The 23,841-nt window shown below is 50.9% G+C and carries 23 protein-coding genes and 1 tRNA gene; 11 read left to right on the top strand and 13 right to left on the bottom strand.

Going from position 1 to position 23,841, the window contains the following annotated elements:
- Positions 1-1,217 precede the first annotated feature (1,217 nt).
- Positions 1,218-5,312: a peroxidase family protein gene (locus FDW88_RS20065; RefSeq protein WP_170974187.1), complete on the top strand. Its 4,095-nt coding sequence runs from the start codon at positions 1,218-1,220 to the stop codon at positions 5,310-5,312.
- Positions 5,313-5,743: 431 nt separating this feature from the next.
- Here the strand turns inward: FDW88_RS20065 and FDW88_RS20070 are convergent.
- Positions 5,744-5,819 (bottom strand) — tRNA-Phe (locus tag FDW88_RS20070).
- A gap of 169 nt (positions 5,820-5,988) precedes the next feature.
- Here FDW88_RS20070 and FDW88_RS20075 point away from each other — a divergent pair.
- Positions 5,989-6,834 carry an AraC family transcriptional regulator gene (locus tag FDW88_RS20075; RefSeq protein ID WP_137363229.1) on the top strand — a complete coding sequence of 282 codons (846 nt, stop codon included), beginning with the start codon at positions 5,989-5,991 and terminating at the stop codon, positions 6,832-6,834.
- Between the two features lie 36 nt (positions 6,835-6,870).
- Positions 6,871-7,461, top strand: a complete 591-nt coding sequence (locus FDW88_RS20080; protein ID WP_137363230.1) for a LysE family translocator — start codon at positions 6,871-6,873, stop codon at positions 7,459-7,461.
- Here FDW88_RS20080 and FDW88_RS20085 read toward each other — a convergent pair.
- The 5 genes from FDW88_RS20085 to aspA all read right to left on the bottom strand — a co-directional run bounded on the left by FDW88_RS20085 (position 7,458) and on the right by aspA (position 13,082).
- On the bottom strand, positions 7,458-8,033 hold the full coding sequence (locus FDW88_RS20085; protein WP_115259638.1) for a transcriptional regulator: 576 nt from the start codon (positions 8,031-8,033) through the stop codon (positions 7,458-7,460). The two genes, FDW88_RS20080 and FDW88_RS20085, sit on opposite strands and share 4 nt — an antisense overlap.
- Positions 8,034-8,068: 35 nt before the next feature.
- On the bottom strand, positions 8,069-9,778 hold the full coding sequence (locus FDW88_RS20090; protein ID WP_137363231.1) for a protein-disulfide reductase DsbD: 1,710 nt from the start codon (positions 9,776-9,778) through the stop codon (positions 8,069-8,071).
- Positions 9,754-10,101: a divalent cation tolerance protein CutA gene (gene cutA / locus FDW88_RS20095; protein WP_096758613.1), complete on the bottom strand. Its 348-nt coding sequence runs from the start codon at positions 10,099-10,101 to the stop codon at positions 9,754-9,756. The genes FDW88_RS20090 and cutA overlap by 25 nt, the downstream gene beginning before the upstream one ends.
- A 128-nt stretch (positions 10,102-10,229) precedes the next feature.
- The gene (gene dcuA / locus FDW88_RS20100; RefSeq protein ID WP_115259636.1) at positions 10,230-11,531 is read right to left on the bottom strand and encodes an anaerobic C4-dicarboxylate transporter DcuA; all 1,302 of its coding nucleotides are present in this window, start codon (positions 11,529-11,531) and stop codon (positions 10,230-10,232) included.
- Between the two features lie 114 nt (positions 11,532-11,645).
- Positions 11,646-13,082, bottom strand: coding sequence for an aspartate ammonia-lyase (gene aspA / locus FDW88_RS20105; protein WP_096758611.1), 1,437 nt, complete (start codon positions 13,080-13,082; stop codon positions 11,646-11,648).
- Positions 13,083-13,421: 339 nt separating this feature from the next.
- Between aspA and FDW88_RS20110 the strand changes: the two genes are divergently transcribed.
- Positions 13,422-13,901, top strand: coding sequence for an FxsA family protein (locus FDW88_RS20110; RefSeq protein WP_115259635.1), 480 nt, complete (start codon positions 13,422-13,424; stop codon positions 13,899-13,901).
- A gap of 53 nt (positions 13,902-13,954) precedes the next feature.
- Here the strand turns inward: FDW88_RS20110 and yjeH are convergent, their stop codons facing one another.
- Positions 13,955-15,217, bottom strand: coding sequence for an L-methionine/branched-chain amino acid transporter (gene yjeH, locus FDW88_RS20115; RefSeq protein ID WP_137363232.1), 1,263 nt, complete (start codon positions 15,215-15,217; stop codon positions 13,955-13,957).
- 275 nt (positions 15,218-15,492) lie between these two features.
- Between yjeH and FDW88_RS20120 the strand changes: the two genes are divergently transcribed.
- The 3 genes from FDW88_RS20120 to FDW88_RS20130 all read left to right on the top strand — a co-directional run bounded on the left by FDW88_RS20120 (position 15,493) and on the right by FDW88_RS20130 (position 18,016).
- Positions 15,493-15,786, top strand: coding sequence for a co-chaperone GroES (locus tag FDW88_RS20120; protein WP_000027827.1), 294 nt, complete (start codon positions 15,493-15,495; stop codon positions 15,784-15,786).
- A gap of 43 nt (positions 15,787-15,829) precedes the next feature.
- The gene (gene groL / locus FDW88_RS20125) at positions 15,830-17,476 is read left to right on the top strand and encodes a chaperonin GroEL (protein ID WP_096758608.1); all 1,647 of its coding nucleotides are present in this window, start codon (positions 15,830-15,832) and stop codon (positions 17,474-17,476) included.
- A gap of 186 nt (positions 17,477-17,662) precedes the next feature.
- Complete coding sequence (locus FDW88_RS20130) at positions 17,663-18,016, top strand: DUF4156 domain-containing protein (RefSeq protein WP_042999161.1); 354 nt, start codon at positions 17,663-17,665, stop codon at positions 18,014-18,016.
- Between the two features lie 88 nt (positions 18,017-18,104).
- Here FDW88_RS20130 and yjeJ read toward each other — a convergent pair whose 3' ends face one another.
- Positions 18,105-18,968 (bottom strand): YjeJ family protein, encoded by an 864-nt coding sequence (yjeJ, locus tag FDW88_RS20135; protein WP_137363233.1) that lies wholly within the window; start codon positions 18,966-18,968, stop codon positions 18,105-18,107.
- Between the two features lie 181 nt (positions 18,969-19,149).
- Entirely contained in the window at positions 19,150-20,178 is a 1,029-nt protein-coding gene (epmB, locus tag FDW88_RS20140; protein ID WP_137363234.1) for an EF-P beta-lysylation protein EpmB, read from the bottom strand.
- Between the two features lie 40 nt (positions 20,179-20,218).
- On the opposite strand from epmB, the gene efp reads away from it, so the two are divergent.
- The 3 genes from efp to ecnB all read left to right on the top strand — a co-directional run bounded on the left by efp (position 20,219) and on the right by ecnB (position 21,230).
- Positions 20,219-20,785 (top strand): elongation factor P, encoded by a 567-nt coding sequence (gene efp / locus FDW88_RS20145; RefSeq protein WP_096758605.1) that lies wholly within the window; start codon positions 20,219-20,221, stop codon positions 20,783-20,785.
- Between the two features lie 56 nt (positions 20,786-20,841).
- Entirely contained in the window at positions 20,842-20,976 is a 135-nt protein-coding gene (gene ecnA, locus FDW88_RS20150) for a lipoprotein antitoxin entericidin A (RefSeq protein WP_043018154.1), read from the top strand.
- Positions 20,977-21,083: 107 nt separating this feature from the next.
- Positions 21,084-21,230, top strand: a complete 147-nt coding sequence (gene ecnB / locus FDW88_RS20155; protein WP_096758604.1) for a lipoprotein toxin entericidin B — start codon at positions 21,084-21,086, stop codon at positions 21,228-21,230.
- Between the two features lie 30 nt (positions 21,231-21,260).
- On the opposite strand, the gene FDW88_RS20160 is transcribed toward ecnB, so the two are convergent.
- On the bottom strand, positions 21,261-21,860 hold the full coding sequence (locus FDW88_RS20160; protein WP_096758603.1) for a helix-turn-helix domain-containing protein: 600 nt from the start codon (positions 21,858-21,860) through the stop codon (positions 21,261-21,263).
- 259 nt (positions 21,861-22,119) lie between these two features.
- On the opposite strand from FDW88_RS20160, the gene sugE reads away from it, so the two are divergent.
- The gene (sugE, locus tag FDW88_RS20165) at positions 22,120-22,437 is read left to right on the top strand and encodes a quaternary ammonium compound efflux SMR transporter SugE (protein ID WP_016151397.1); all 318 of its coding nucleotides are present in this window, start codon (positions 22,120-22,122) and stop codon (positions 22,435-22,437) included.
- Here sugE and FDW88_RS20170 read toward each other — a convergent pair.
- The 3 genes from FDW88_RS20170 to frdC form a co-directional block, all read right to left on the bottom strand.
- On the bottom strand, positions 22,434-22,967 hold the full coding sequence (locus tag FDW88_RS20170; RefSeq protein WP_137363235.1) for a lipocalin family protein: 534 nt from the start codon (positions 22,965-22,967) through the stop codon (positions 22,434-22,436). The genes sugE and FDW88_RS20170 overlap by 4 nt on opposite strands.
- 106 nt (positions 22,968-23,073) lie before the next feature.
- Positions 23,074-23,430: a fumarate reductase subunit FrdD gene (gene frdD / locus FDW88_RS20175; RefSeq protein WP_003025535.1), complete on the bottom strand. Its 357-nt coding sequence runs from the start codon at positions 23,428-23,430 to the stop codon at positions 23,074-23,076.
- 10 nt (positions 23,431-23,440) lie between these two features.
- A complete protein-coding gene (gene frdC, locus FDW88_RS20180; protein WP_003025537.1) occupies positions 23,441-23,836 on the bottom strand; it encodes a fumarate reductase subunit FrdC in 396 nt (131 codons plus the stop codon).
- Positions 23,837-23,841: the final 5 nt, after the last annotated feature.

A 23,841-nucleotide genomic window follows, 5' to 3' on the forward strand; every position in this document is an offset into this window, starting at 1 on the left:
CCGCCATAAACTGCCAGGCATCAAACAAGCGAAGAAGCCCATCCTGACGGATGGGTTTTTTTGCGTCTGTTGTATGTGAAAGCGGGTGGATAGCCGCGTCAGCGCTGTATCTGTCCAGCGAAAGCCTCTCTTCTGTCCGCGTAAAATGTCCTTTATCCTGCCCGTGAACGACAAAGCATTCTTCTTTAATAATAAAATCTAACTGCCCATTAATTTATGGGGGGTAGCAGCGACGGTTGCGGGTAATTGATAAGGAGATGGCTTGGGATTGGCTGAAAAGCCTTGGGAAATACAATAGCAAAAAACCAGTCCGTAGGCTGGTTCTTCTAAATAGTGGTGCTGGACTCGGAATCGAACCAAGGACACGGGGATTATCAAAACTCATGTCAAATTTGGCTGTTAAATGTCCATCTTGCCAGTGTGCCCTATTTAGCTTCGATCCTATCGTGAAATAACTTCTTTCAAGGAAGTCATCTGAATTTTCCGCGCGTCCTTACATTCCGACGTTATCCAGTAAAGCCTCCAGGAAATCCGAGGCTATTCCGTATATCCAGTCAGGAAAATCATAATTTAAACCGCATAAGAAAATTTAACATTACATATAATGACTTCATTTATGTTGGTAATGATATATTAATATAGTTTAGCTCCGGAATTTCAGCAGCGCGGTAATGAGGATGTATTATTTTTATTGTCGCCATTTAAACTTTTATATCATTTTTATTAGTGCGGCTTGATGGGTGTTCAATTTTTTCTTTATGATTTATTCAATACTTGTCTGGATGGGTTTTTGTAGAATATTGAATTTAAAGGAAATTAATGTGCGACTGTTAACGCAGTGATGATCGATTAAATTCTGGGTGATGTATTAGCTATGTAATATTGATGATTTTTTTTGCCATTCGAAATTTAAAAATAGTTTCTACTAATTGACGGATGTTATTTTTTTGGCTTTATTCAATATTAAGGGGGCGCTTGTCTGAAGCCTGCTATCAGTTTGGCAAAGTAAGTCGTCGCGATTTTCCAGTGGGGGCTGAGCATATCTATCATAGGGTCTTTTGTGACGTTAAAGGGTGATATATAGGTTGTGCGTCCACCCGGAGCTCGAAGTCGCTCTACCTATTCGCTCAGTTAGCAATTCCAGGCGCGTAATTCGAGTGCCGCTTACCGGCTTCGCCTTTTCGTGCCTTTCATAATCATTACTGAGAGAAATGAAAATGAAGAATGTCATAAAACCTGACCTGAAATATACCCTCAAACAAATATCTATAGCACAAATGGATGTCGACGATCTCAACTTCAATATATTATCTAACCATCTTGTGCCATTCAGTATGCGAACCTTCGATGCTAGCTTTAACAACCTGGTCACAGGGCAAGGCAAGTTTGGTGTTACAGACTTTTCCTTCCTGCGCTTTTTTGATTCCTCATTTCAGGCGGGATACGCTGGGATATGGTCGGTTATAGATCCGCCGTCATGGATTATCAGCAACCGGACCGCCAATTTCTTATCCGCAGTTGAAGTGAACAAAGAGACCGATCCGGTGCTCGGTATAAGTCTGGATGATGTGTTTGGCACGCCGACGCCGCAGGAGGTTATTGAGCTGGCACCGAGATCCAAGGCTTCTACGCTAACTCAGGACAAGATCACGGTGCATGATGGCATAAACACCAAGTTGAAACCTACCGATCCCATTGTCTTAGCACGCAAGGAAACGTCGACGGAAGCCGATGACGATGACGATGACAATGACGATGTCGGCGGCGACGGTGCTTTCCCTCTCACCGCCAGTGATGTCGCCAACCTGAAGAATCTCGTCAACGGGCTTGAAGGAGGGGAAGACAACGATGCGCTCGGGATCCGAGATCTCGAAGGTACCGGTAATAACCGGGTTCACCTTGACTATGGATCAGCCGATCAGCCGTTCATACGGCTCACCGACGCGCACTACGGCGCCTGGAATGAGACGACCCAAAACCGCGACATCAACCCCCTGTTCTCCGGGCTGGATCCGCGAGCCATCAGCGATGCCCTTGGTGCACAGGAAGCAAATCTGTCCGGCAATGCCGCTGGCGTGAACAGCTTATTCACGGCCTTCGGTCAGTACTTCGATCACGGTCTCGATTTCCTCGGTAAGGGAGGTAACGGAACGATCCAGATTGGCACTCCGGGCTCGGTTCCAAACCCCGCGGACCTGACTCGTGGCACCGTTGACAGTATTGATGCCAATGGAATCCCGCAGCATCTCAATAAAACATCGCCATTCGCTGATCAGAACCAAACTTATGGCTCTAACGAACTCGTCGGCCAGTTCCTGCGAGAAGGTGATGGACTGGGCGGGTTTACGGGCAAGCTGTTAGAGGGCGGACTGGATCCATCAAATCCAAATTTCAAGCTACTGCCCACGCTGAGTGAACTGATCCTGCATCACTGGAACAACAACACGCTGTTCACCGACAGCTCGCTGCCGGGCGACCACCGCGTAGCCTTCCGGGAGTACTTCGCCGGACTGGTCGACAGTAATGGCGTTATCAACCAAGCGATGCTTCCTGCCATGACCTCTAATTTCATGGGAAGTGGCTTTGCGCTGCTGCTCGACACCAACCCCTTTATCAACCTGCTCGACCACTACGTGGCGGGTGATGGACGTGCGAACGAAAACATCGCACTAACCGCGATCCACAACATCTGGGAACGGAATCACAACTTCCATGTCAACGCATTGCTCGAAGCCGGATTTAATGGAACAGCTGAAGAGCTGTTCCAGGCTGCCAAGATCATTAACGAAGCTGAATATCAGCGCGTTATTTACACCGACTTTGCCGACAAGTTGCTTGGTGGCATGAGAGGTGAGGGCGATCACGGCTTCGCCGAGTACAATCCGGAAGTGGATGCACGAGTCTCGCACGAGTTCGCGGTTGCCGCTTACCGGTTCGGGCATTCGCTGATAGGGCAGACGCTGACGGTGCTCGACGCTGAGGGCAATGCAACGCAGGTGCCGCTGTTCGACGCGTTCCTCAACCCGACCAACGATACGAGCGCGTTTAACTTCCCCAAATCGCAATTGCCTTACTCTCCACAGCCAGGCTATGAGCAACTGGGTGCCGCCGGGATCATTGCCGGGGGTGTTGTCCAGCCTGCGGAAGAAGTCGACGTCAATATCGTCGATGCTGTGCGCAACGACCTTGTTCGTATGAGTGCTGACGTATTCGCCTTCGACGTCGCCCGCGAGTGGGACGTTGGTCTGGGTTCGATGAACCAGATCCGGGCCGACCTGATGGCCTCTCTCGATCCGTACGTCAAAGAGGCGGTCAGCTTTGCTGGCGATCTCACACCCTACGGTTCATGGGAAGACTTCCAGGCACGGAACAATCTCAGCGACACCGTCATTGCGCAATTCAAGAAGGCCTATCCCGACCTCGTACTAGAGGATAGTCAAATTGCAGACTTCCTGGCGGCAAATCCTGGCTATAAATTGGTCAACGGAAACACCGTCAAAGGTATCGACAGAGTGGATCTGTTCGTTGGCGGACTCGCCGAGAAGCACATCAATGGTGGTGTGGTTGGCCAGACCTTCTGGGTCATCATCCACGAACAACTTGACCGCATCCAGGAAGGTGACCGGCTGTATTATCTCGATCGCGTGGAGCATCTGGACCTCTACGAGGTTATCGAGGAACAGGGTTTTGCCGGGATCGTGGCACGCAACACGGGCCTGACCAATCTTCCCGAGAACATCTTCGGGACGAGTCAGCTCGATAAACCGCCGGTCATTGCCCACAATAACGTCGTCCTGAATGGTGGGAACGGCATTGACATCCTGAATGGTGGGCTCGGCAACGACGTCCTGAATGGCGGGGGCGGCAACGATACGCTTAACGGTGGGGCTGGCAACGATATTCTCAACGGTGGCCTCGGGGCCGATGTGATGGTGGGTGGTGCCGGAAATGACATCTATGTTGTTGATAATAATGGCGATGTCGTCACAGAAGATCTTAATGGCGGGACAGATACTGTCCAGACTACCCTCCACAATTACACGTTGACCAATAACGTTGAAAACCTGGTGTTCACCGGGACAGGCGCGTTTACCGGCAGAGGTAATGCCGTTGCCAACACCATCACCGGTGGCAGCGGTAATGACTTTTTGTATGGGATGGGAGGAAACGACACGCTCAACGGTGGGGCAGGAAATGACGTCCTTGATGGAGGGGAGGGTGCCGATAACCTTCAGGGCGGGACCGGTAACGATAAAATGACAGGCGGAGAGGGTAACGACAGGCTTGACGGTGGCGAAGGGGCTGATCTGATGGTGGGCGGCCTCGGCAATGACACCTATATTGTTGATAATAATGGCGACGTCGTCACTGAAGGTCTTAATGGCGGGACAGATGCGTCCCAGACCACCCACCATAATTACACGTTTACCGGCAGAGGTAATGCCGTTGCCAACACCATCACCGGTGGCAGCGGTAATGACTTTTTGTATGGGATGGGAGGAAACGACACGCTCAACGGTGGGGCAGGAAATGACGTCCTTGATGGAGGGGAGGGTGCCGATAACCTTCAGGGCGGGACCGGTAACGATAAAATGACAGGCGGAGAGGGTAACGACAGGCTTGACGGTGGCGAAGGGGCTGATCTGATGGTGGGCGGCCTCGGCAATGACACCTATATTGTTGATAATAATGGCGACGTCGTCACTGAAGGTCTTAATGGCGGGACAGATGCTGTCCAGACCACCCACCATAATTACACGTTGACCAATAACGTTGAAACCCTGGTGTTTACCGGGACAGGCGCGTTCACTGGTAGAGGGAATGCCATTGCCAACACCATCACCGGTGGCAGCGGTAATGACTTTTTGTATGGGATGGGAGGAAACGATACGCTCTACGGTGGCGCAGGAAATGACGCCCTTGATGGGGGTGACGGTGCCGATAACCTTCAGGGCGGGGCCGGTAACGATAAACTGACAGGTGGAGCGGGTAACGACAGACTCGAGGGGGGCCAGGGTGACGATATCATGACCGGTGGTGCCGGAAATGACACCTTCGTCTTTAGCGCAGGCTTTGGGCGAGACCGTATTACCAGCGGCTTCGACAGTAACCCCAGCGGCGGACAGGATTACCTCGATGTGAGTTTATTCGGCATTGGTGTGGCGAATTTTGCCAGCAGCGTCAAGATTGCCGGGGGAACAGGTAACAGTACCGTAATTACCATCGGCGATCCTGTTAATGCCAATGTCATTACTTTAGAAAACGTAAACTCTAAAAGCGTCAATATTGATGATTTTATTCTAATCGGATAAGGAGACGACGATGTCGCGCCAGCATACGCCAACAACACTAAATAAGTTATTAAAGGGAACGAAAGCTACCTTTATAACGTTGTTTTTTTAGTCGCGTTATCAATTTGCTTATGCTGGCGCCTCTACCGATGTGAATAGGTTCTATACCCAAAACCGAGGCTATCAAGATTAGGCGTTCAGGATTATTTTATTCCGAAAGCAATATAGTTTAATGCTCTCCATTAAATCTGAATGAGCCACAAGGAAGCGCAAAGAAGTTACAGAAATCCTGAGTGGACAACTTAAAAAAGGTCACAAATTTTTCAGTGCCATCAATATCCTCAGACTGGATGGCGGAAGCTAGGTAATGACATCAGCGGTCAAAGTGACCCGAAATCTACCGTAACCCCAGAAAGCAAAAAACCAGCCCTTAGGCTGGTTTCTCTAAATAGTGGTGCCCGGACTCGGAATCGAACCAAGGACACGGGGATTTTCAATCCCCTGCTCTACCGACTGAGCTATCCGGGCAACGGGGCGCATTAAACCGCATTCACGCCTGGCAGTCAATCAAATATCGTGAAAAGCTGTTCAACCGCTTAATATTACGGCAGTCTGTACGTTTATGCCTGAAGTTTGCACAAATCTTCCAGACAGGTGTGATTTAACCAGGCAATGCTGGCAGCGAGAGGAGGGCAGTATGGCAAACGACTGGCTTGAACTACGACAGCATGCCGATACCGGTATTGAGACTATTAAGGCGCACTTTGAAGGCCATGCCTTTGACCCGCACTGGCATGACAGCTATCTGGTGGGGATCACCCTTTCCGGTACCCAGCAGTTTCACTGTCGCCGGGAGCGTCATCACAGCCAGCCGGGTGATGCGTTTCTGCTAGAACCGGGTGAAATCCATGATGGTGATGCCCCGGTTGCAGGCGGTTTTACCTATCTGACCTTTTACCTTGATGAACAGTGGCTGACCCACACGTTGCATGGGCTGTACGAGGCTACTCCGGGTAGCTATTCACTGCACTTTAACCAAACGCTGACCCGTGAGCCACATCTGGTTCGGGCGATTGGTGAGACATTTGGTTCACTGCATACCGATGAAATGCGTATCGTGCAGCAAAGCAATATGGATAATTTGCTGACTCAGCTCACGGCACATTGTCGGTGGCGTAAGCGTCTGCCATCACAAATACAAGGTTGTGCAATGGCGCATCGAGCGCGGGACTATATGCATGCGCATATGGGCGACAATATCGGCCTTTCCGATCTGGCACGGGAGACAGGAACAGACCGCTTTACCCTGACCCGCAGTTTCAAACGAGAATTCCATATGGCACCGCATGCCTGGCTTATCCAGTTGCGGCTGGCAAAAGCACGTCAGCTCCTGGCGCGAGGGGAACAGCCCGCCGCTGTGGCGACAACGCTGGGCTTTGCCGATCAAAGTCATCTTGGGCGCTGGTTCCAGCGGGCGTACAGGATTACGCCTGCACATTACCGTAAGTTGTGCACAAACCTTCCAGACGTTTCCAATAAATAACGGCACAGTCAGGACTCCAATAATAAGGAGTCACCTGTGAATATTATGCCGTACTTGCTGTTTGCTTTTGTTGCTTCGATAACGCCAGGCCCCACCAATATTCTTGTGCTGACCAGCAGCCAGCATTATGGCGTGAGAGCCACACTGCCTGCGCTTGTCAGCGGCTGTGTGGCCGCCAGCGGCATTGTGCTGATATCTGGAGCCGGTGCGGGTGAACTGCTGCGCCAGTATCCGCTGGTACGCCAGGTGATGAGCTGGGCGGGTGTACTGTGGCTGACATGGATGAGCTGGCAACTGTTTTGTGCTCCGGCAACGAATATTGCTGGGCAAACGCGCCATCGCTTTACTGCCAAAGCAGCGGCACTGTTGCAGATTATCAATCCCAAAACGTGGATGATGGCGCTGGCGGTGGTGGGTCTGTTTGCCCCTACGGGTGAGCATATGCTGCGGGATGTCGCGCTAATGGCGCTGTGGTTCTTACTGATATCTGTGGCGTGCTTGTTGTGCTGGGCGTGGCTGGGTAAGGCGGTAAACAGGGTGTTTCGCACCACCACGGCGATGGTGCGTTTTCAACGGGTGATGGCGCTGTGTCTGCTTATCTCCGCATGGGCGGGGATGTTTGCTTAGGTCAGCGCACCGCCCATACGACATTGAGCGAAGCGCAGGATGTCTTCCGCCAGCCGGTGTGCCGTTTCCACGTCGGCCTGGCTACGATTGACCAGCATGCGGCTCAGGCAACCTTCAAGCACCAGTTCCATCTGTTTGGCGACCATCGCCGGGTCGTCAACTTCCAGCGTCGTCAGCAATTCATGGGTAAAATCATGGGCCGCCTTTTTTTGTTGATCCGCAAGTTGATGGATAGGGTGGCCAGGGTCAGGGTAGAAGGTACAGGCGGCGATGAACAGGCAGCCGGGGTAACGATTGTTGCTCACACATTCGGCCAGGGCGTTATAGCGAGCCAGTAACTTCTGCTCAGCGCTCAGGGTGTCATCAAGCAGAAGCTGACGCCGCCAGATATCTACCCGCTGGCTAAGGTACCGCAGGGCATCGTACAAGATGGCCTCTTTATCGGGCCAGAAGCGCTGCAGCTCATCAAGCGGATAATCAATATGGTCGGCCACCATTTCCAGCGTGGTATTGGCTATCCCTTGCACCTCAAGTAATTTCAGGGCTTCTCCCAGGACATCTTCACGTTGCACGGTATTCTCCTCCGTTTTCCTTTTGCAAGTGTCGCTCACGGTTGGCGATCGTGCAAATGTGCGCTAAATGTTGCGGCATCCATAAAGCCTGTTACCCGCGCGTTTGGCTGCTCTTTACCCTGAGCATCAAAAAACAAAATGGTTGGCAGCCCTAAAACCTGCAGATGCTTCAGCAGTGCGACATCCTGGGCATTATTTGCCGTGACGTCCGCCTGCAGTAATACCGTGTTGCTTAATGCCTGTTGAACCAGCGGATCGCTGAAGGTGTATTTCTCAAATTCTTTGCAGGCTACGCACCAGTCGGCATACAGATCCAGCATCACCGGCTTACCTTTTGCCTCTGCCAGCGCCTGATTTAACGCATCGACCGTCGCGATGGGTTTGAAGTTCAGATGTGCCTGCGTTTGTGCATGCGGCGTACCGTATGCCCAGTCCTGCAAGGGACGTACGCTCACCAGAGCGGCGGCGAGCAGGGCTATTTGCACAAGGCGCATCCATGGGCGTTTGGCTTGCAGACTGGTAATGAAGGCCCAGCTAAAGAACGCGACGCCGAGTAACGACCACAAGCGGATCCCCCACTCGTCACCGATAATACGTTCCAGTAAAAATACGGGAAGCGCCAGGATGACAAAACCAAAGGCGGTTTTGACATGCTCCATCCACGGGCCGCTTTTCGGTAGCAGACGGTTACCAAAGACGGTAATGAGCATCAGGGGCAGTCCCATTCCCAGCGCGTACAGATACAGCGTGCCGCCGCCTAGCCACATGTTTCCGCTCTGAGCGATATACAGCAGAATTGCGCTCAGTGGGGCGGTGGTGCAAGGCGAACAGATCAGACCGGCAATCGCCCCCATTGTAAATACGCTGCCGGGAGAGCCGCCTTGCTGACGGTTACTCATTAACGTGAGGCGTGTTTGCAGTGATGAAGGCAGCTGTAGCGTGAACAGGCCAAACATCGATAAAGCCAGCAGCGTAAAGGCGATAGCAAGGCTAACCAGGACATAAGGATGCTGTAGCGCCGCCTGGAACTGTAACCCCGCAGCGGCAACCACCAGACCCAGCGCGGTGTAGGTGAGCGCCATTCCCTGGACATAGATAAAGGTTAGCAGTAGTGCTCGTCCGGTTGATAAGCGCTGTTTTCCACCTAGCACGATACCGGAAATCAGCGGGTACATCGGCAGGACGCAAGGTGTAAAGGCAATGCCAATCCCGATCAGCAGTGCCCACAATGCGGAGAACGGCAGTTGGGTCGTGGGTTGTGGTTGTTCTTCTGGCGATACCGTTGCTGAAGAGGTCGTTGGTGGTGTTTCTGCACTGGCCGCCACTTCACGTAACGGCACGGTTTTTGTCTCAGGCGGATAACAGAACCCGGCGTCGGCACAGCCCTGGTAGGTAACCGTTAGCGTCGCACCCGCAGCAGCCTGCTTGACGGTGACAGGGATAGTCAACTGCTGACGATAAATTTCACTTTTGCCGTAAAACTCATCTTCATGCCAGACCCCGGGCGGCAATTTTACCTCGGCAGTCTCGGCCTGAGATGGGGTTATACTTATCTGTTTACGATAAAGATAATAGCCGTCTTTGACCTGCCAGGAGAGGTTCAGATCGTGTTGGTTTTGCTGAAAATCGAACACAAATGCCTGGTCGGCCGGGACAAACTGCGAGCGACCTGGTGCGTCAAATAAGCCAGCAAAAGTTGATGTGCTGCAGAGCAGCAGGATCAGCGTAAGGATGCGTTGAGCCATGAGCGGTAATCAAAATCTCCGTGAGTGACGGGTAAAACCAGAAGTTCAGGTGTTTGGTACGGGTGATGTGACTTCAGGCAATCGAGAAGTGCTTGCTGGTGTGAAACTGCGGTTTTTAAGATCATCTGGACTTCATATTCCTGCTCCAGCTTGCCTTCCCAATAATAGAGGGAGGTAGCGCCGGGCAGCAGTGTGACGCAGGCGGCCAGTTTTTCCGCCAGCACTTTAGCGGCCAGATCCTGAGCGGTTGCTTCATCCGGGGCGGTACAGAGCACGACAACGGTATCGGGGATGGAGATATCCTGATTCTTTACATCAAGCATAAACACCTCGAAAGCACAGAGTAACCAGCAAGAGAGGAGTCACTATACAACGGACGGAAGAAGGATGTTAGTCAAAGCGAGACGGGAGAGAGGAACTGCAGGGCGCACAGGCGCCCTGCAGGTAAAACTTACAGCATGAAGCTGCCCAGCAGGAAGCCGAAGCAGACAGCCAGTACCACACCCAGCGTACCCGGGATGAAGAACGGATGGTTAAAGACGAATTTACCGATGCGGGTTGTCCCGGTGTCATCCATCTGAACCGCCGCAACCAGCGTTGGGTAAGTTGGCAGAATGAACAGGCCAGAAACAGCTGCGAAGGACGCGACAGCGGTCAACGGAGAAACGTTCAGTGCCAGAGCCATCGGCATCAGAGCTTTTGCCGTTGCTGCCTGAGAATACAGCAGTGCAGAAGCAAAGAAGAAGATGACAGCCAGCAGCCACGGATGACCCTGAATGACGCTACCTGCAGTCTCTTTGATCCAGTCAATGTTATGAGAGACGAAAGTATCACCCAGCCATGCAACGCCCAGGATACAAATACAGGCGCTCATACCGGCTTTGAAGGTGCTGGAGTTCAGGATAGAGTCCGTTTCAACGCGGCAGATGATCGTGGTCAGCGTCGCGATGCTCAGCATGATGATCAGGATGGCGTTGGTGGTGTTCATCAGCGGTTTAGCGACCAGACCGAGGCTTGGACTGTTGATAATGGCGTAAGCCACCACGCAAACTACGCCCAGCAGGAACAACCATACGGAGGTTTTTGCGCCCGCTTTGATTTCAACTTGTCTTTCACCGCGCAGTTCGACCAGGCCTTCTTCCAGACGTTTACGGTAAATCGGATCGTCAGACAGCTTGGAGTTGAACAGCATAGTGACCAGGAAGGACATCACCAGTACCGCCAGCAGCGTGGACGGAATGACCACGGACAGCAGGTGGATGTAGCTGATGCCATGACCTTCCATGACGGAAGACATGTACACCACAGCTGCGGAGATTGGCGACGCAGTAATCGCAATCTGTGCAGAAACCACTGCAGTAGACAGCGGACGGCAAGGTTTGATGCCTTGTTCCTTCGCTACTTCAGCGATAACCGGCAGCGTTGCCAGAGAGATGTTGCCTGTACCTGCAAAGATGGTCAGGAAATAGGTCACAATCGGTGCAAGGATCGTGATGTATTTTGGGTTCTTACGCAGCAGTTTTTCAGTTTGGTGAACCAAATAGTCCAGACCACCTGCAATCTGCATAGCAGAAATGGCAGCGATGACCGCCATGATAATGGAAATAACATCGAACGGAATGTTACCCGGTTTTACGCCAATAGCGGCGAGAACCAGAACACCCAGCCCACCTGCAAATCCAATACCGATACCCCCAAGTCTGGCACCTAAAAAGATTGCCAGCAAAACGATGATAAGTTCTAAAACTATCATATTAGCCTTCCTTGTTGTTTAACAAGTTGATATTAAATTGTTGTTTTTAAGTAACTTCGTGCAAGAAAAAAGGCACGTCATCTGACGTGCCTTCTCTGGTACTACCCTACACGATTACTGTTCGCTTTCATCAGTATAACGTTTTGCTTTATAAGCAGGGTGCATCAGGTTCTGAGCAGAGAAGATATCGTCCAGCTCAGCTTCGGTCAGCAGGCCACGTTCAAGGACAACTTCACGCACGCTCTTACCGGTTTCGGCACAGATTTTACCGACGATATCGCCGTTGTGGTGACCGATGAACGGGTTCAGATAGGTTACGATACCGATAGAGTTATACACGAATGCTTCACACACTTCTTTGTTAGCCGTAATGCCGCTAACGCATTTTTCCAGCAGGTTATAGCAAGCGTTGCTCAGGATGTGGATAGATTCAAACATCGCCTGGCCAATAACCGGTTCCATAACGTTCAACTGCAGCTGACCTGCTTCAGACGCCATGGTGACGGTGATGTCGTTACCGATGACTTTAAAGCACACCTGGTTGACGACTTCCGGGATAACCGGGTTTACTTTTGCTGGCATGATGGAAGAGCCCGCCTGCAGTTCCGGCAGGTTGATCTCGTTCAGGCCGGCACGTGGGCCAGAGGAGAGCAAACGCAGGTCGTTACAGATTTTGGACATCTTAACAGCCAGACGTTTCAGTGCGCTGTGCACCATAACGTATGCGCCACAGTCGGACGTTGCTTCAATCAGGTCTTCAGCCGGAACACAGGCAAAACCAGTCACTTCAGCCAGTTTCTGTACAGCCAGCGGAGAGTACTCTTTCGGGGTGTTCAGACCTGTACCGATTGCGGTTGCGCCGAGGTTAACTTCCAGCAGCAGCTCAGCAGTACGGCCAATGTTCTTCACTTCTTCTTTCAACAGAACGCTGAAAGCACGGAATTCCTGACCGAGAGTCATCGGTACAGCATCCTGCAGCTGGGTACGACCCATTTTCAGGATGTCCTGGAATTCAACAGCTTTTTGTTCGAAGCCTTCACGCAGTTGGTTAAGGGCATCAATCAGTTTGATGATGGATGCGTAAACAGCGATACGGAAGCCGGTCGGATAAGCGTCGTTGGTAGACTGACATTTGTTCACGTGGTCGTTCGGATTCAGGTACTGATATTCACCTTTCTGGTGACCCATCAGTTCCAGACCGATATTGGCCAGCACTTCGTTGGTGTTCATGTTGACGGAGGTACCCGCACCACCCTGGTAAACATCTACCGGGAACTGATCCATGCATTTTCCGTTATTCAGAACTTCATCACATGCTGCGATGATGGCATTTGCCACACTCTTAGGAATGGTTTGCAGCTCTTTATTGGCCAGGGCCGCTGCCTTTTTCACCATTACCATACCGCGAACAAATTCAGGGATATCGCTGATTTTGTTGTTGCTAATGTAGAAGTTTTCAATCGCTCTCAGAGTATGAACACCGTAGTAGGCGTCCGCTGGAACTTCCCTGGTACCCAACAAGTCTTCTTCGATACGAATGTTGTTTAACATGTGAACCTTCTTTTTCAAGCTGCCAATGATTTTTTACTAAACACACAGGATATATGTGATTTCGATTGTTTCTCGACCGACGATTATCCCCTGCATCGGTCTGATACCCGAGATCATATGCTGGTTCAGGATTTCTACCGTAATCTGGATCACTTAAAACGCGGAAATTACCCCTTAATTATTATTCTGTGAAATAGATCACCCCTTTAGGATTAATACCAAAAATAAGTGTAGAACCCGCTTGAAATTTTGCTAATTCCCCCCACATCTTTCCGATGCGAGTCACATAACCATTCGGACAGACGTGGCGAAAACGGCTGTTATTTACAGGAGAGTCCTTTGCGCTGGATACCATTACTTGCCATTTTTCTCTATGTTTACATAGAGATATCTATTTTCATTCAGGTTGCCCATGTTATGGGTGTTCTGATGACGCTGATTTTGGTCATTTTTACCTCGGTTATCGGTATGTCTCTGGTTCGTAACCAAGGGTTTAAGAACTTTTTGTTGATGCAACAAAAAATGGCGGCGGGTGAAAGTCCTGCTGAAGAAATGATCAAGAGCGTGTCGCTGATTATTGCTGGTTTGCTGCTGGTGCTGCCGGGCTTCTTCACAGATTTCCTTGGTCTTCTTCTTTTATTACCTCCGGTGCAGAAGCATCTGACCATGAAGCTGCTGCCGCACCTGCGCTTTTCTCGTATGCCGGGGGGCGGCTTTAGTGCAGGAACTGGTGGGGGCGAGACCTTTGACGGTGAGTTCCAGCGTAAAGATGATGAGCGCAACCGCCTTGATCATAAAGACGACGACCGTCGGGATTAATGACGTTGTAGGCCGGATACGCCGTGTGAGCGGCATCATCCGGCAACGAGGCTTTACTTGCCGGATTGCGGTGTAACGGCCTTATCCGGCCTGCGGGGTAAAAACAACCACAGTCCAGCCAGCATAACCAGTGCATACAGACTCTTCCAGCCAACCATTGCCAGCAGCAACAGGCACAACAGACAGCCAATCACCGCCAACGCACGATAATGTCCTTTTAGCAGTCGGCACCCTGCCAGCATGCACAGCAGATAAATCATAATAAAGATGCCGTTGGCATAGATGATTAATGCATCGAGGTTGATTTGCAGTATATAGATGCACAATGTGCTGACCACGCAGCAAGCTAACACCGCGTTCAAAGCATTGCGCGGAAGATGGCGAGGGGACAAGCGAGCCAGGTAACTCTCCGGCTTATATTGCGCTTGCGACCACACCAGGCGGGAGAAACTCTGAATATAAATGTTCAGGCTGGCAAAGCAGGCCAGATAACCAATGATGCAGGCGACCCACAGAGCTTGTACGCCAAACAGTTGTACGACAATATTAGGTAGCGATGCCGCCGCAGCCATTTGCTCACCATAGGCGCCAAAATGTAGTACCACGACCGTACATGCCCAGTAGACTGAACCGGCCAGTAGCAAGCCGATCATCAGTGCACGGGGAAAGTCTCGCTCCGGTTTTTTGAACTCCGAGGCCAAGTGTGCGAATGCTTCAAGACCGACAAAACACCAGAACATCACCGACAGCGCCGCGAATAGCCCAGGCAGTTCAACATCGGTAATGGCAGGAAAGGGGATTTCGCCGGGTTTAAGTTCACCCGCCCACCAGATGCCAACGATAAGGGCAACAATCAGCCCGGCGATGACCGTTTGCAGGTTTGCACTGGAGCTGGCACCGCGGGAACCCACATACCAAACCAACGCCAGCGTACCGAGTTCTGCCAACAAAAGCTGCCAGCCATGCCAGCCAAACATGGCTTGACCGAATCCGGCGGCAATGTGCAATGCCGCTGGCAGCCCGACCGGAATCACCGATAAAAACAGCCAGCCGGTAACACGCTCCAGGCGAGGGCCAAAGGCCATGCCGACAAAATGTGCCACACCGCCGGCGCTGGGGTAATGGCGACCGAGCACGGCAAAGACAATCGCTACGGGGAAGACTAGAAGAATGAGGACCGGCCAGGCCCACAGGCTATTGTTACCCGCCACCAAGGCAGCCAGTGCGGGAACAGCAAAAACGCCTGTCCCTAACAATGATGTCGACAACAGGCCAATGCCCTGAGCCAGCCCCAGCTCTTGCTTCAGTCCACTCATAAATTGTTATCCGATTATGCCCGTTAAATAGGCTACAGCGCAGATTTTCGATGGTATCACAATCGGATTTGCTTATGACGACGTGACTGAAATCGGTATTAAATGTGAGGTGTGTCGGTGTTTTGGCGGGATTTTCTCCTGATAAAAAAAATTTTTCGCTTGCCCCCTTGAAGGGAGAAAACCCCATCCCCATCTCTCTGGTCACTAGCCGGTAAACCGTTCACGGGCCGGCGCCACCCATAACTGATAAAGACTTTCTCAAAGGAGAGCTATCAATGAGTATTCGTCCGTTACATGATCGTGTGATCGTCAAACGTAAAGAAGTTGAATCCAAATCTGCTGGCGGCATCGTACTGACCGGTTCCGCAGCGGGTAAATCAACTCGTGGCGAAATCATCGCTGTCGGTAAGGGTCGCATCCTGGACAACGGTACCGTACAGCCGCTGGACGTGAAAGTTGGCGATATCGTCATTTTCAACGATGGCTACGGTGTTAAATCTGAGAAGATCGACAATGAAGAAGTGTTGATCATGTCTGAAAGTGACATCCTGGCGATTGTTGAAGCTTAATCCGCGAACGACACTGAACATACGAATTTAAGGGAAAGAGAAAATGGCAGCTAAAGACGTAAAATTCGGTAACGACGCTCGTGTGAAAATGCTGCGCGGCGTGAACGTACTGGCAGACGCAGTAAAAGTTACCCTCGGTCCGAAAGGCCGTAACGTGGTTCTGGATAAATCTTTCGGTGCCCCAGCTATCACTAAAGATGGTGTTTCCGTAGCACGTGAAATCGAGCTGGAAGACAAGTTCGAAAACATGGGCGCGCAGATGGTGAAAGAAGTTGCCTCTAAAGCGAACGACGCTGCAGGTGACGGTACGACTACTGCGACCGTACTGGCTCAGTCCATCATCACTGAAGGCCTGAAGGCTGTTGCTGCGGGTATGAACCCGATGGATCTGAAACGTGGTATCGACAAAGCTGTCGCTGCTGCGGTTGAAGAACTGAAAGCCCTGTCCGTACCGTGCTCCGACTCTAAAGCGATTGCTCAGGTTGGTACCATCTCCGCTAACTCCGACGAAACCGTAGGTAAACTGATCGCTGAAGCGATGGACAAAGTCGGTAAAGAAGGCGTGATCACCGTTGAAGACGGTACCGGTCTGCAGGACGAACTGGACGTAGTTGAAGGTATGCAGTTCGACCGTGGCTACCTGTCTCCTTACTTCATCAACAAGCCGGAAACGGGCGCAGTAGAACTGGAAACGCCGTTCATCCTGCTGGCTGATAAGAAAATCTCCAACATCCGCGAAATGCTGCCGGTTCTGGAAGCCGTTGCGAAAGCAGGCAAACCGCTGCTGATCATTGCTGAAGATGTTGAAGGCGAAGCGCTGGCTACCCTGGTCGTTAACACCATGCGTGGCATCGTGAAAGTGGCTGCGGTTAAAGCACCTGGCTTCGGCGACCGCCGTAAAGCTATGCTGCAGGATATCGCGACCCTGACCGGCGGTACCGTTATCTCTGAAGAGATCGGTATGGAGCTGGAAAAAGCGACCCTGGAAGATCTGGGCCAGGCAAAACGCGTTGTGATCAACAAAGACACCACCACCATCATCGATGGTGTGGGCGAAGAAGCGGCAATCCAGGGTCGTGTAACCCAGATTCGCCAGCAGATCGAAGAAGCAACTTCTGACTACGACCGTGAAAAACTGCAGGAGCGCGTAGCGAAACTGGCAGGCGGCGTTGCAGTCATCAAAGTGGGTGCTGCTACCGAAGTTGAAATGAAAGAGAAGAAAGCACGCGTTGAAGATGCCCTGCACGCGACCCGTGCTGCGGTAGAAGAAGGCGTGGTTGCTGGTGGTGGTGTTGCGCTGATCCGCGTAGCATCCAAACTGAGCGAACTGCGTGGTCAGAACGAAGACCAGAACGTGGGTATCAAAGTTGCGCTGCGCGCAATGGAATCCCCGCTGCGTCAGATCGTTCTGAACTGCGGCGAAGAACCGTCTGTTGTCGCTAACACCGTGAAAGCGGGTGACGGTAACTACGGTTACAACGCTGCAACTGAAGAATACGGCAACATGATCGACATGGGTATCCTGGATCCGACTAAAGTAACCCGTTCTGCTCTGCAGTACGCGGCTTCTGTTGCGGGTCTGATGATCACCACCGAGTGCATGGTAACCGACCTGCCGAAAGGCGATTCCGCTGACTTAGGTGCTGCTGGTGGTATGGGCGGCATGGGCGGAATGGGCGGCATGATGTAATTTAATCTTCATACTTCAAGCCGCAGGTTCGTTGGCTGCAACTTGAATTATTTGATTAAATACGCATCTCGCGAAAAATGAGAAACCCCCGGGCAGAAATGTCCGGGGGTTTTTCTTTTGGTCATCTTTTTAGTATATGATTCAGCTACGGACAAAACGTCCAGCGCATTGATTATGGGGAATAACATGCACGTGAAATATTTAGCAGGGATCGTTGGTGCCGCGCTACTGATGGCGGGTTGTAGCTCCAGCAACGAACTGAGTTCAGCCGGACAAAGCGTACGCTTCGTTGAAGAGAAGCCAGGTGCCGAGTGCCAGCTGATTGGTACCGCAACCGGTAAGCAGAGCAACTGGCTTTCTGGTCAGCACGGCGAAGAGGGCGGCTCTATGCGCGGCGCGGCGAACGATCTGCGTAACCAGGCTGCGGCAATGGGCGGTAATGTGATTTATGGTGTAAGCAGCCCATCACAAGGTATGTTGTCGAGTTTTGTCCCAACCGCCAGCGAGATGATTGGTCAGGTTTATAAGTGCCCTAATTGATAAACGCTGTTGATGCCGGATGGCGACGCTGAAGCGTCTTATCCGGCCTACGGTACACATAAGCGTAGGCCTGATAAGCGTAGCGCCATCAGGCATTCTGCGCTTTACTGGCAGACTGTAGGCGTAAATGATGCAGCGCGCGCAGGCACTGATCCTGTGTCAGCTTTTGTGTTTTATCCCCCGTGAGTGTTCTGACAAACACTTTGCACGGTACACCGGCCAATTTTTTTAGCCGTGGGCTGAAGTCGATAAGCCGACGAGAGATCGCTTCTACGTCTTTATCATCCGAAGGGGATCGAGTTTTCACCACTGAACCACAGAACCGAACTTTCCCTGCTTTATCTTTATAGCGATAGATGACAGCCAGATAATGATTAAACAGATTATGTTTCCATTCTGATTGTGTATAGGCATCGTATTCAAGATTATCGTTATCCAGGCAATCAATGTCGTACAGAGGCAGGAAATCTAATAACGATGTGATACGCAGTGCTAATTCGCGCATCCCTGCATTATTTATTGCGTGAATAATTGCATGTGCCAGTACCGTAATTTGTAGTTCATTAATTAATAGCTCGCAAACTCGACCATTATGCAGTGTAAGAGAGAGCGTTAAGTTTTCGCCTTCGTCGCTTACTACTGCCAGTGAATTTATCCGACGATTAATATCCGCATTTTTAAGTTCATCCTCCTGAATTAATGGCATGTTTTTATTCATTTTTTGACTGACTTTGTCACGTGCTTTTTCATACTGCAGACGCGCATCCTCGCCCAACAGGTGCTTGGTATGCAATCTGCTCTCCAGCGCGATAAGCAGGTCTCGTAGCCCGAATGGTGACAGAAAAAACAGCGAATCTTTATTTCTGGGTTCCTTTATCTTTAATGCCAGCGCAATGAACTCATTTTTTTGACGAATAATGCCCGTATTAATACCTTTAATCGTTATAGCCACGGCGGTTCTCTCTCACCTAATATTCAACGGAAAACTAAATATTGATTTATTTATATGATTTATAAATACATTAAAAGATAGCTATCGCTAAAATAACATAAATTAAAAGCCAGAGAAGGACTGAATAAATTGAAATTATATTATTCGGCAGTGAGTGTCCGAAAGCGGACACTCATTTGGATTATTGTTGACGTAATTGCAGATCCAGCGGCGTTTTACTGGGCTCTCCGCCAATTTCACGCGCCAGTTTGGGGACCATATAGCCTGATACCAGCGTCAACAGTTCTCGCATGATTTGACGCGCTTCATCGTCGCTGACCATAAAGTGCGCAGCCCCTTGCACCTTATCCAGCACGTGCAGGTAATAGGGCATCACGCCGGCATCAAATAGCGCGTTGCTAAGATTCGCCAGCGTCTGGGCGTTATCGTTCACGCCGCGCAATAACACGCTTTGGTTGAGCAGTGTGACGCCAATCCGACGCAGTTTTGCCATCGCCTGACGAAATGTCTCATCAATTTCGTTGGCGTGGTTAATGTGATTCACCAGCAGAACTTGCAGAGAAGAGTGAGCAAAACGCTCGACCAATCCGTCGGTAATTCGCGCCGGAATGACAATCGGCAAACGGCTGTGAATGCGCAGGCGCTTAATATGTGGGATGGCTTCCAGTTGCGTGAGCAACCAGTCCAGTTCGTGGTCTTTGGCCATTAACGGATCGCCGCCGGAGAAGATAATCTCATCCAGCTCCGGGTGCGCCGCGATGTAATCTAACGCAATCTGCCAGTTACGCTTATTCCCCTGATTATCGGCATAAGGGAAATGGCGACGGAAGCAGTAGCGACAGTTGACCGCGCATCCGCCTTTTACCAGCAGCAACGCCCGATTGCGATACTTATGTAGTAATCCCGGCACGACGCTGTGCTGTTCTTCCAGCGGGTCGGTTGAGAATCCTGGCGCGGCGACAAATTCATCTTGGGAGGTGAGTACCTGGCGCAGCAGCGGATCGTTGGGGTTGCCTTTTTCCATCCGCGCGATAAACGATCGCGGGACGCGCAGGGCAAAAAGACGTTTTGCCTCACGACCTGCGAGCATATTTTCATCAGCGTCTATATTCAAAAGACGTAATAGTTCATCCAGATCGGTGAGAACATCGGCAAGTTGTACTAACCAATCTTCTCTGGATGGGGTGTTTAGGGTTACAATATGCGCCATTTTGTGGCTAAGCTACCAGTTAACAATTTCAGAGGGCCTTATGGCGACTTACTATAGCAACGATTTTCGTGCCGGTCTTAAAATCATGATGGACGGCGAACCTTATGCGGTTGAAGCCAGTGAATTCGTTAAACCGGGTAAAGGCCAGGCTTTCGCGCGCGTTAAGCTGCGCCGCCTGCTGACCGGTACTCGTGTAGAGAAAACCTTCAAATCCACCGACTCCGCTGAAGGCGCAGACGTTGTAGATATGAACCTGACTTACCTGTACAACGACGGTGAGTTCTATCATTTCATGAACAACTCCACTTTCGAACAGCTGGCTGCTGACGCGAAAGCGGTAGGCGATAGCGCTAAATGGCTGTTGGATCAGGCTGAGTGCATCGTGACCCTGTGGAATGGTCAGCCTATCTCCGTGACCCCACCGAACTTTGTTGAGCTGGAAATCGTTGAAACTGACCCGGGTCTGAAAGGTGACACCGCGGGTACGGGTGGCAAACCAGCGACGCTGTCCACCGGCGCAGTTGTTAAAGTTCCGCTGTTCGTACAGATCGGCGAAGTGATCAAAGTGGATACGCGTTCAGGCGAATACGTTTCCCGCGTTAAGTAATACATCCTATTTGATCGATGGCGCAGGCTGCTGCGCCATACTTTTCCAGGGCAGGAATGATGAAACGTCTTCTCGGTCTTGTAATGCTTATCCTGTTCACCAGCACACTCCTGACGGGCTGTAATACCGCACGTGGCTTCGGTGAAGACATCAAACATCTTGGTAATTCAATCTCTCACGCGGCCAGTTGAGCCTGTCATATTGTCTTAAAAATCTGCGTTTTTCCGTCATCCTTCCGGATCTTGTCTATCATTAAGTAGCTATACACAAACAATATTGGCTAGAAAAGGAAGACGTTATGGTTAAAAAGACAATTGCAGCGCTCTTTTCTGTGTTGGTTCTTTCTTCAGTGTTGACTGCGTGTAATACAACAAAAGGTGTTGGGCAGGATATTTCTGAAGGCGGTAGCGCAATCTCTGGTGCAGCGACAAAAGCTCAGCAATAATCATGAACGGTACGACGCTCTGTCGTACCGTTAATTCATTTTCTCGGGTAGCGACAGAAACGGTGAAAAGCGGTTTCCTAAATGCAGCTTGATGCGAATGTTGCGTTTATAGGTGTAAACCGTCTTGCCATGAATGCCGAGGGCCGAGGCTATCGCAGTGTTACTCACGCCATCCATCCACATCGACAGTACTTTCTCTTCCTGCGGCGTAAGCAGCGGTGTCGCGTTTTTAGTGGTCTTAAGCGCAGGACGAACGCAGAGAGCATCCTGAATACTGTCTGACAACTCAGAGAGCGTAGTGCGTTTGGATAATACCGAATGGACGGCGTATTGCGGGTTGTGAGCGGGTACAGGCTTTCTGTCTCCTGATTGCAGTAAAATCAGGGGGATCAGACCACAGCTCATAAAAAAAGGCGCAATCGGCGGACTGGCATGTACATCGCTGAGAAAACCATATAAATCCGCGATCACCAGATGCGGTTTCCACTGCGAAATATGTTCTTTTGCCAGTAAGAGGTTATTGATTCCTGATACCAGAAACGACGAATTAAACCTACCAGAATGATTAAGCAAGGCCTCGACCCCTGTACGGGTAAAGTGGCACCGGTCAATCACTAAAATTTTATGCATAAACTTTTCGCATTCAGAAGTGGGAAAAACGGCTTCCTGACTTCAGAAAGCCATTTATCATAGATAAGACCAATGGCAGCCAAATGCGGGAACTACGCTGCTATTTGTGCTCAATTCTTGCTTTAAGCAGGCAATGGATAAAAATGTTGAAATTCATTTTCTTTCGGGCAAAAATGCTTTTTCATACTTCAGCGTTGTAGGACGACCTGCAAACGCTTCTCTCACCGGGGACGGCCCCATTGTTATTCTGGAGCCTGACATGTCCTGGATCGTTTTATTGATTGCTGGCCTGCTTGAAGTCGTATGGGCAATTGGCCTGAAATATACCCACGGTTTTACCCGTCTGACGCCGAGCATTATTACCATTGTGGCCATGATCGTCAGTATCGCCATGCTTTCCTGGGCGATGCGAACGTTGCCCGTTGGAACAGCTTATGCGGTCTGGACCGGTATTGGTGCGGTAGGGGCGGCCATTACCGGTATCCTGCTGCTGGGGGAATCCGCCAGTCCGGCACGTTTGCTGAGTCTGGGTCTGATTGTCGCCGGAATTATTGGTCTGAAGCTCAGTACCCACTAAGCGCCAGGCTGTTTTACCCAAATTAGCTTGTTCACTTCAAACCCTTCCCGGGCCGCGACTGCCAGCATTTGCTGTTTCATCTCGTCTGAAATAGTGGGGGTACGTGAGAGGATCCACAGGTAGTCGCGATCCGGGCCACAAACCAGCGCGTGGCGATACTCCCGATCGAGAGCAATCACGTTATACCCACCGTAGAATGGACCGAAGAACGACACCTTCAGCGCCGCTCGCGTAGGATCACCAGTGAAATAAGCCTTGCCTTCCGTTTTTTGCCACATGCTTCTGTCGGGGTTGTAGCCTTTATTGATGACGTTGATACCCCCGTCATCGCGTAGGCTGTAGGTGGCCGTGACTTTATCCAGTCCTCGTTCGAAGCGATGATCGAAGCGCGCGATTTCGTACCAGGTTCCGAGATAGCGTTTAGCGTCAAAGTTATTGACAACGGTCACGCCTGAAGGTGGCGTAGGGGTGCTGCAAGCGACAACCAGAAATGCAGCCGTAACGGCAGCAACTACAGGCAGCAAGCGCATAGGATTTTCCTTTTAAGGTTTTTCCTAAGTGTAGAACCTGGCGGGGAATTAAGGGAAGAGAGAGCGAAAAAACGCCCTCTTACCGGATGATAAGAGGGCGGAGCGATTAGATGGTCAGAATACCAATCGCCGTTACAACGGTCAGGATCGCAGCCAGACCGTAGAATACCCACTTGCCAGCTGGCACGTGGATTTTCAGGTCATGCATCGCGTGGTGCATACGGTGTAAACCACACCACAGCGGCAGAACGATCATCAGGAACAGGAACGCACGTCCGATGAAGCTCTGAGCAAATGCCAGTACGCGTTCATAGCTGAAAGCATCAGGAACAAAGCCCAGCGGCAGCATAATGCCTACCAACAGGATCATCACCGGCGCAATGATAGCGCTCCACATACCGCCTGCACCAAACAGGCCCCAGAATACGGGTTCGTCAGAGCGTTTTGGATTTGGATTAATCATTCCGGACTCCTTACCAGAACAGGGCAACAAACAGTATTACTACTGTCGCAACCACAGTAACTGCCCAGAGACCTTTGATGATCGGCTCTGGCCCCATTTTTTCGTCTTTTACGATGATGTTGGCAGCTTTTGGCGCCAGCTCAAACCAGGTTTTGGTATGCAGCAGCGCTGCAGCCAGGGCGATAATATTAAGAATTACCACCACCGGGTTTTGTAAAAAGGCGACAAAACCCATCCAGGACTCTGCACCATGCTTGAGTGCAAACAGGCCGATAATCAGTTCAATGCTGAACCAGACTGCCGGAACTGCCGTACCTTCACGCAGCATGTAAAAACGATAAAATGGCAGTTTTTTCCACCAAGTGGACGTCATTGGCCGCACATAGGCTTTGCGTTTAGTCGTCATCGTGC

The organism is Citrobacter sp. wls829 (genome assembly GCF_005280825.1).
GTDB lineage: Bacteria > Pseudomonadota > Gammaproteobacteria > Enterobacterales > Enterobacteriaceae > Citrobacter > Citrobacter gillenii.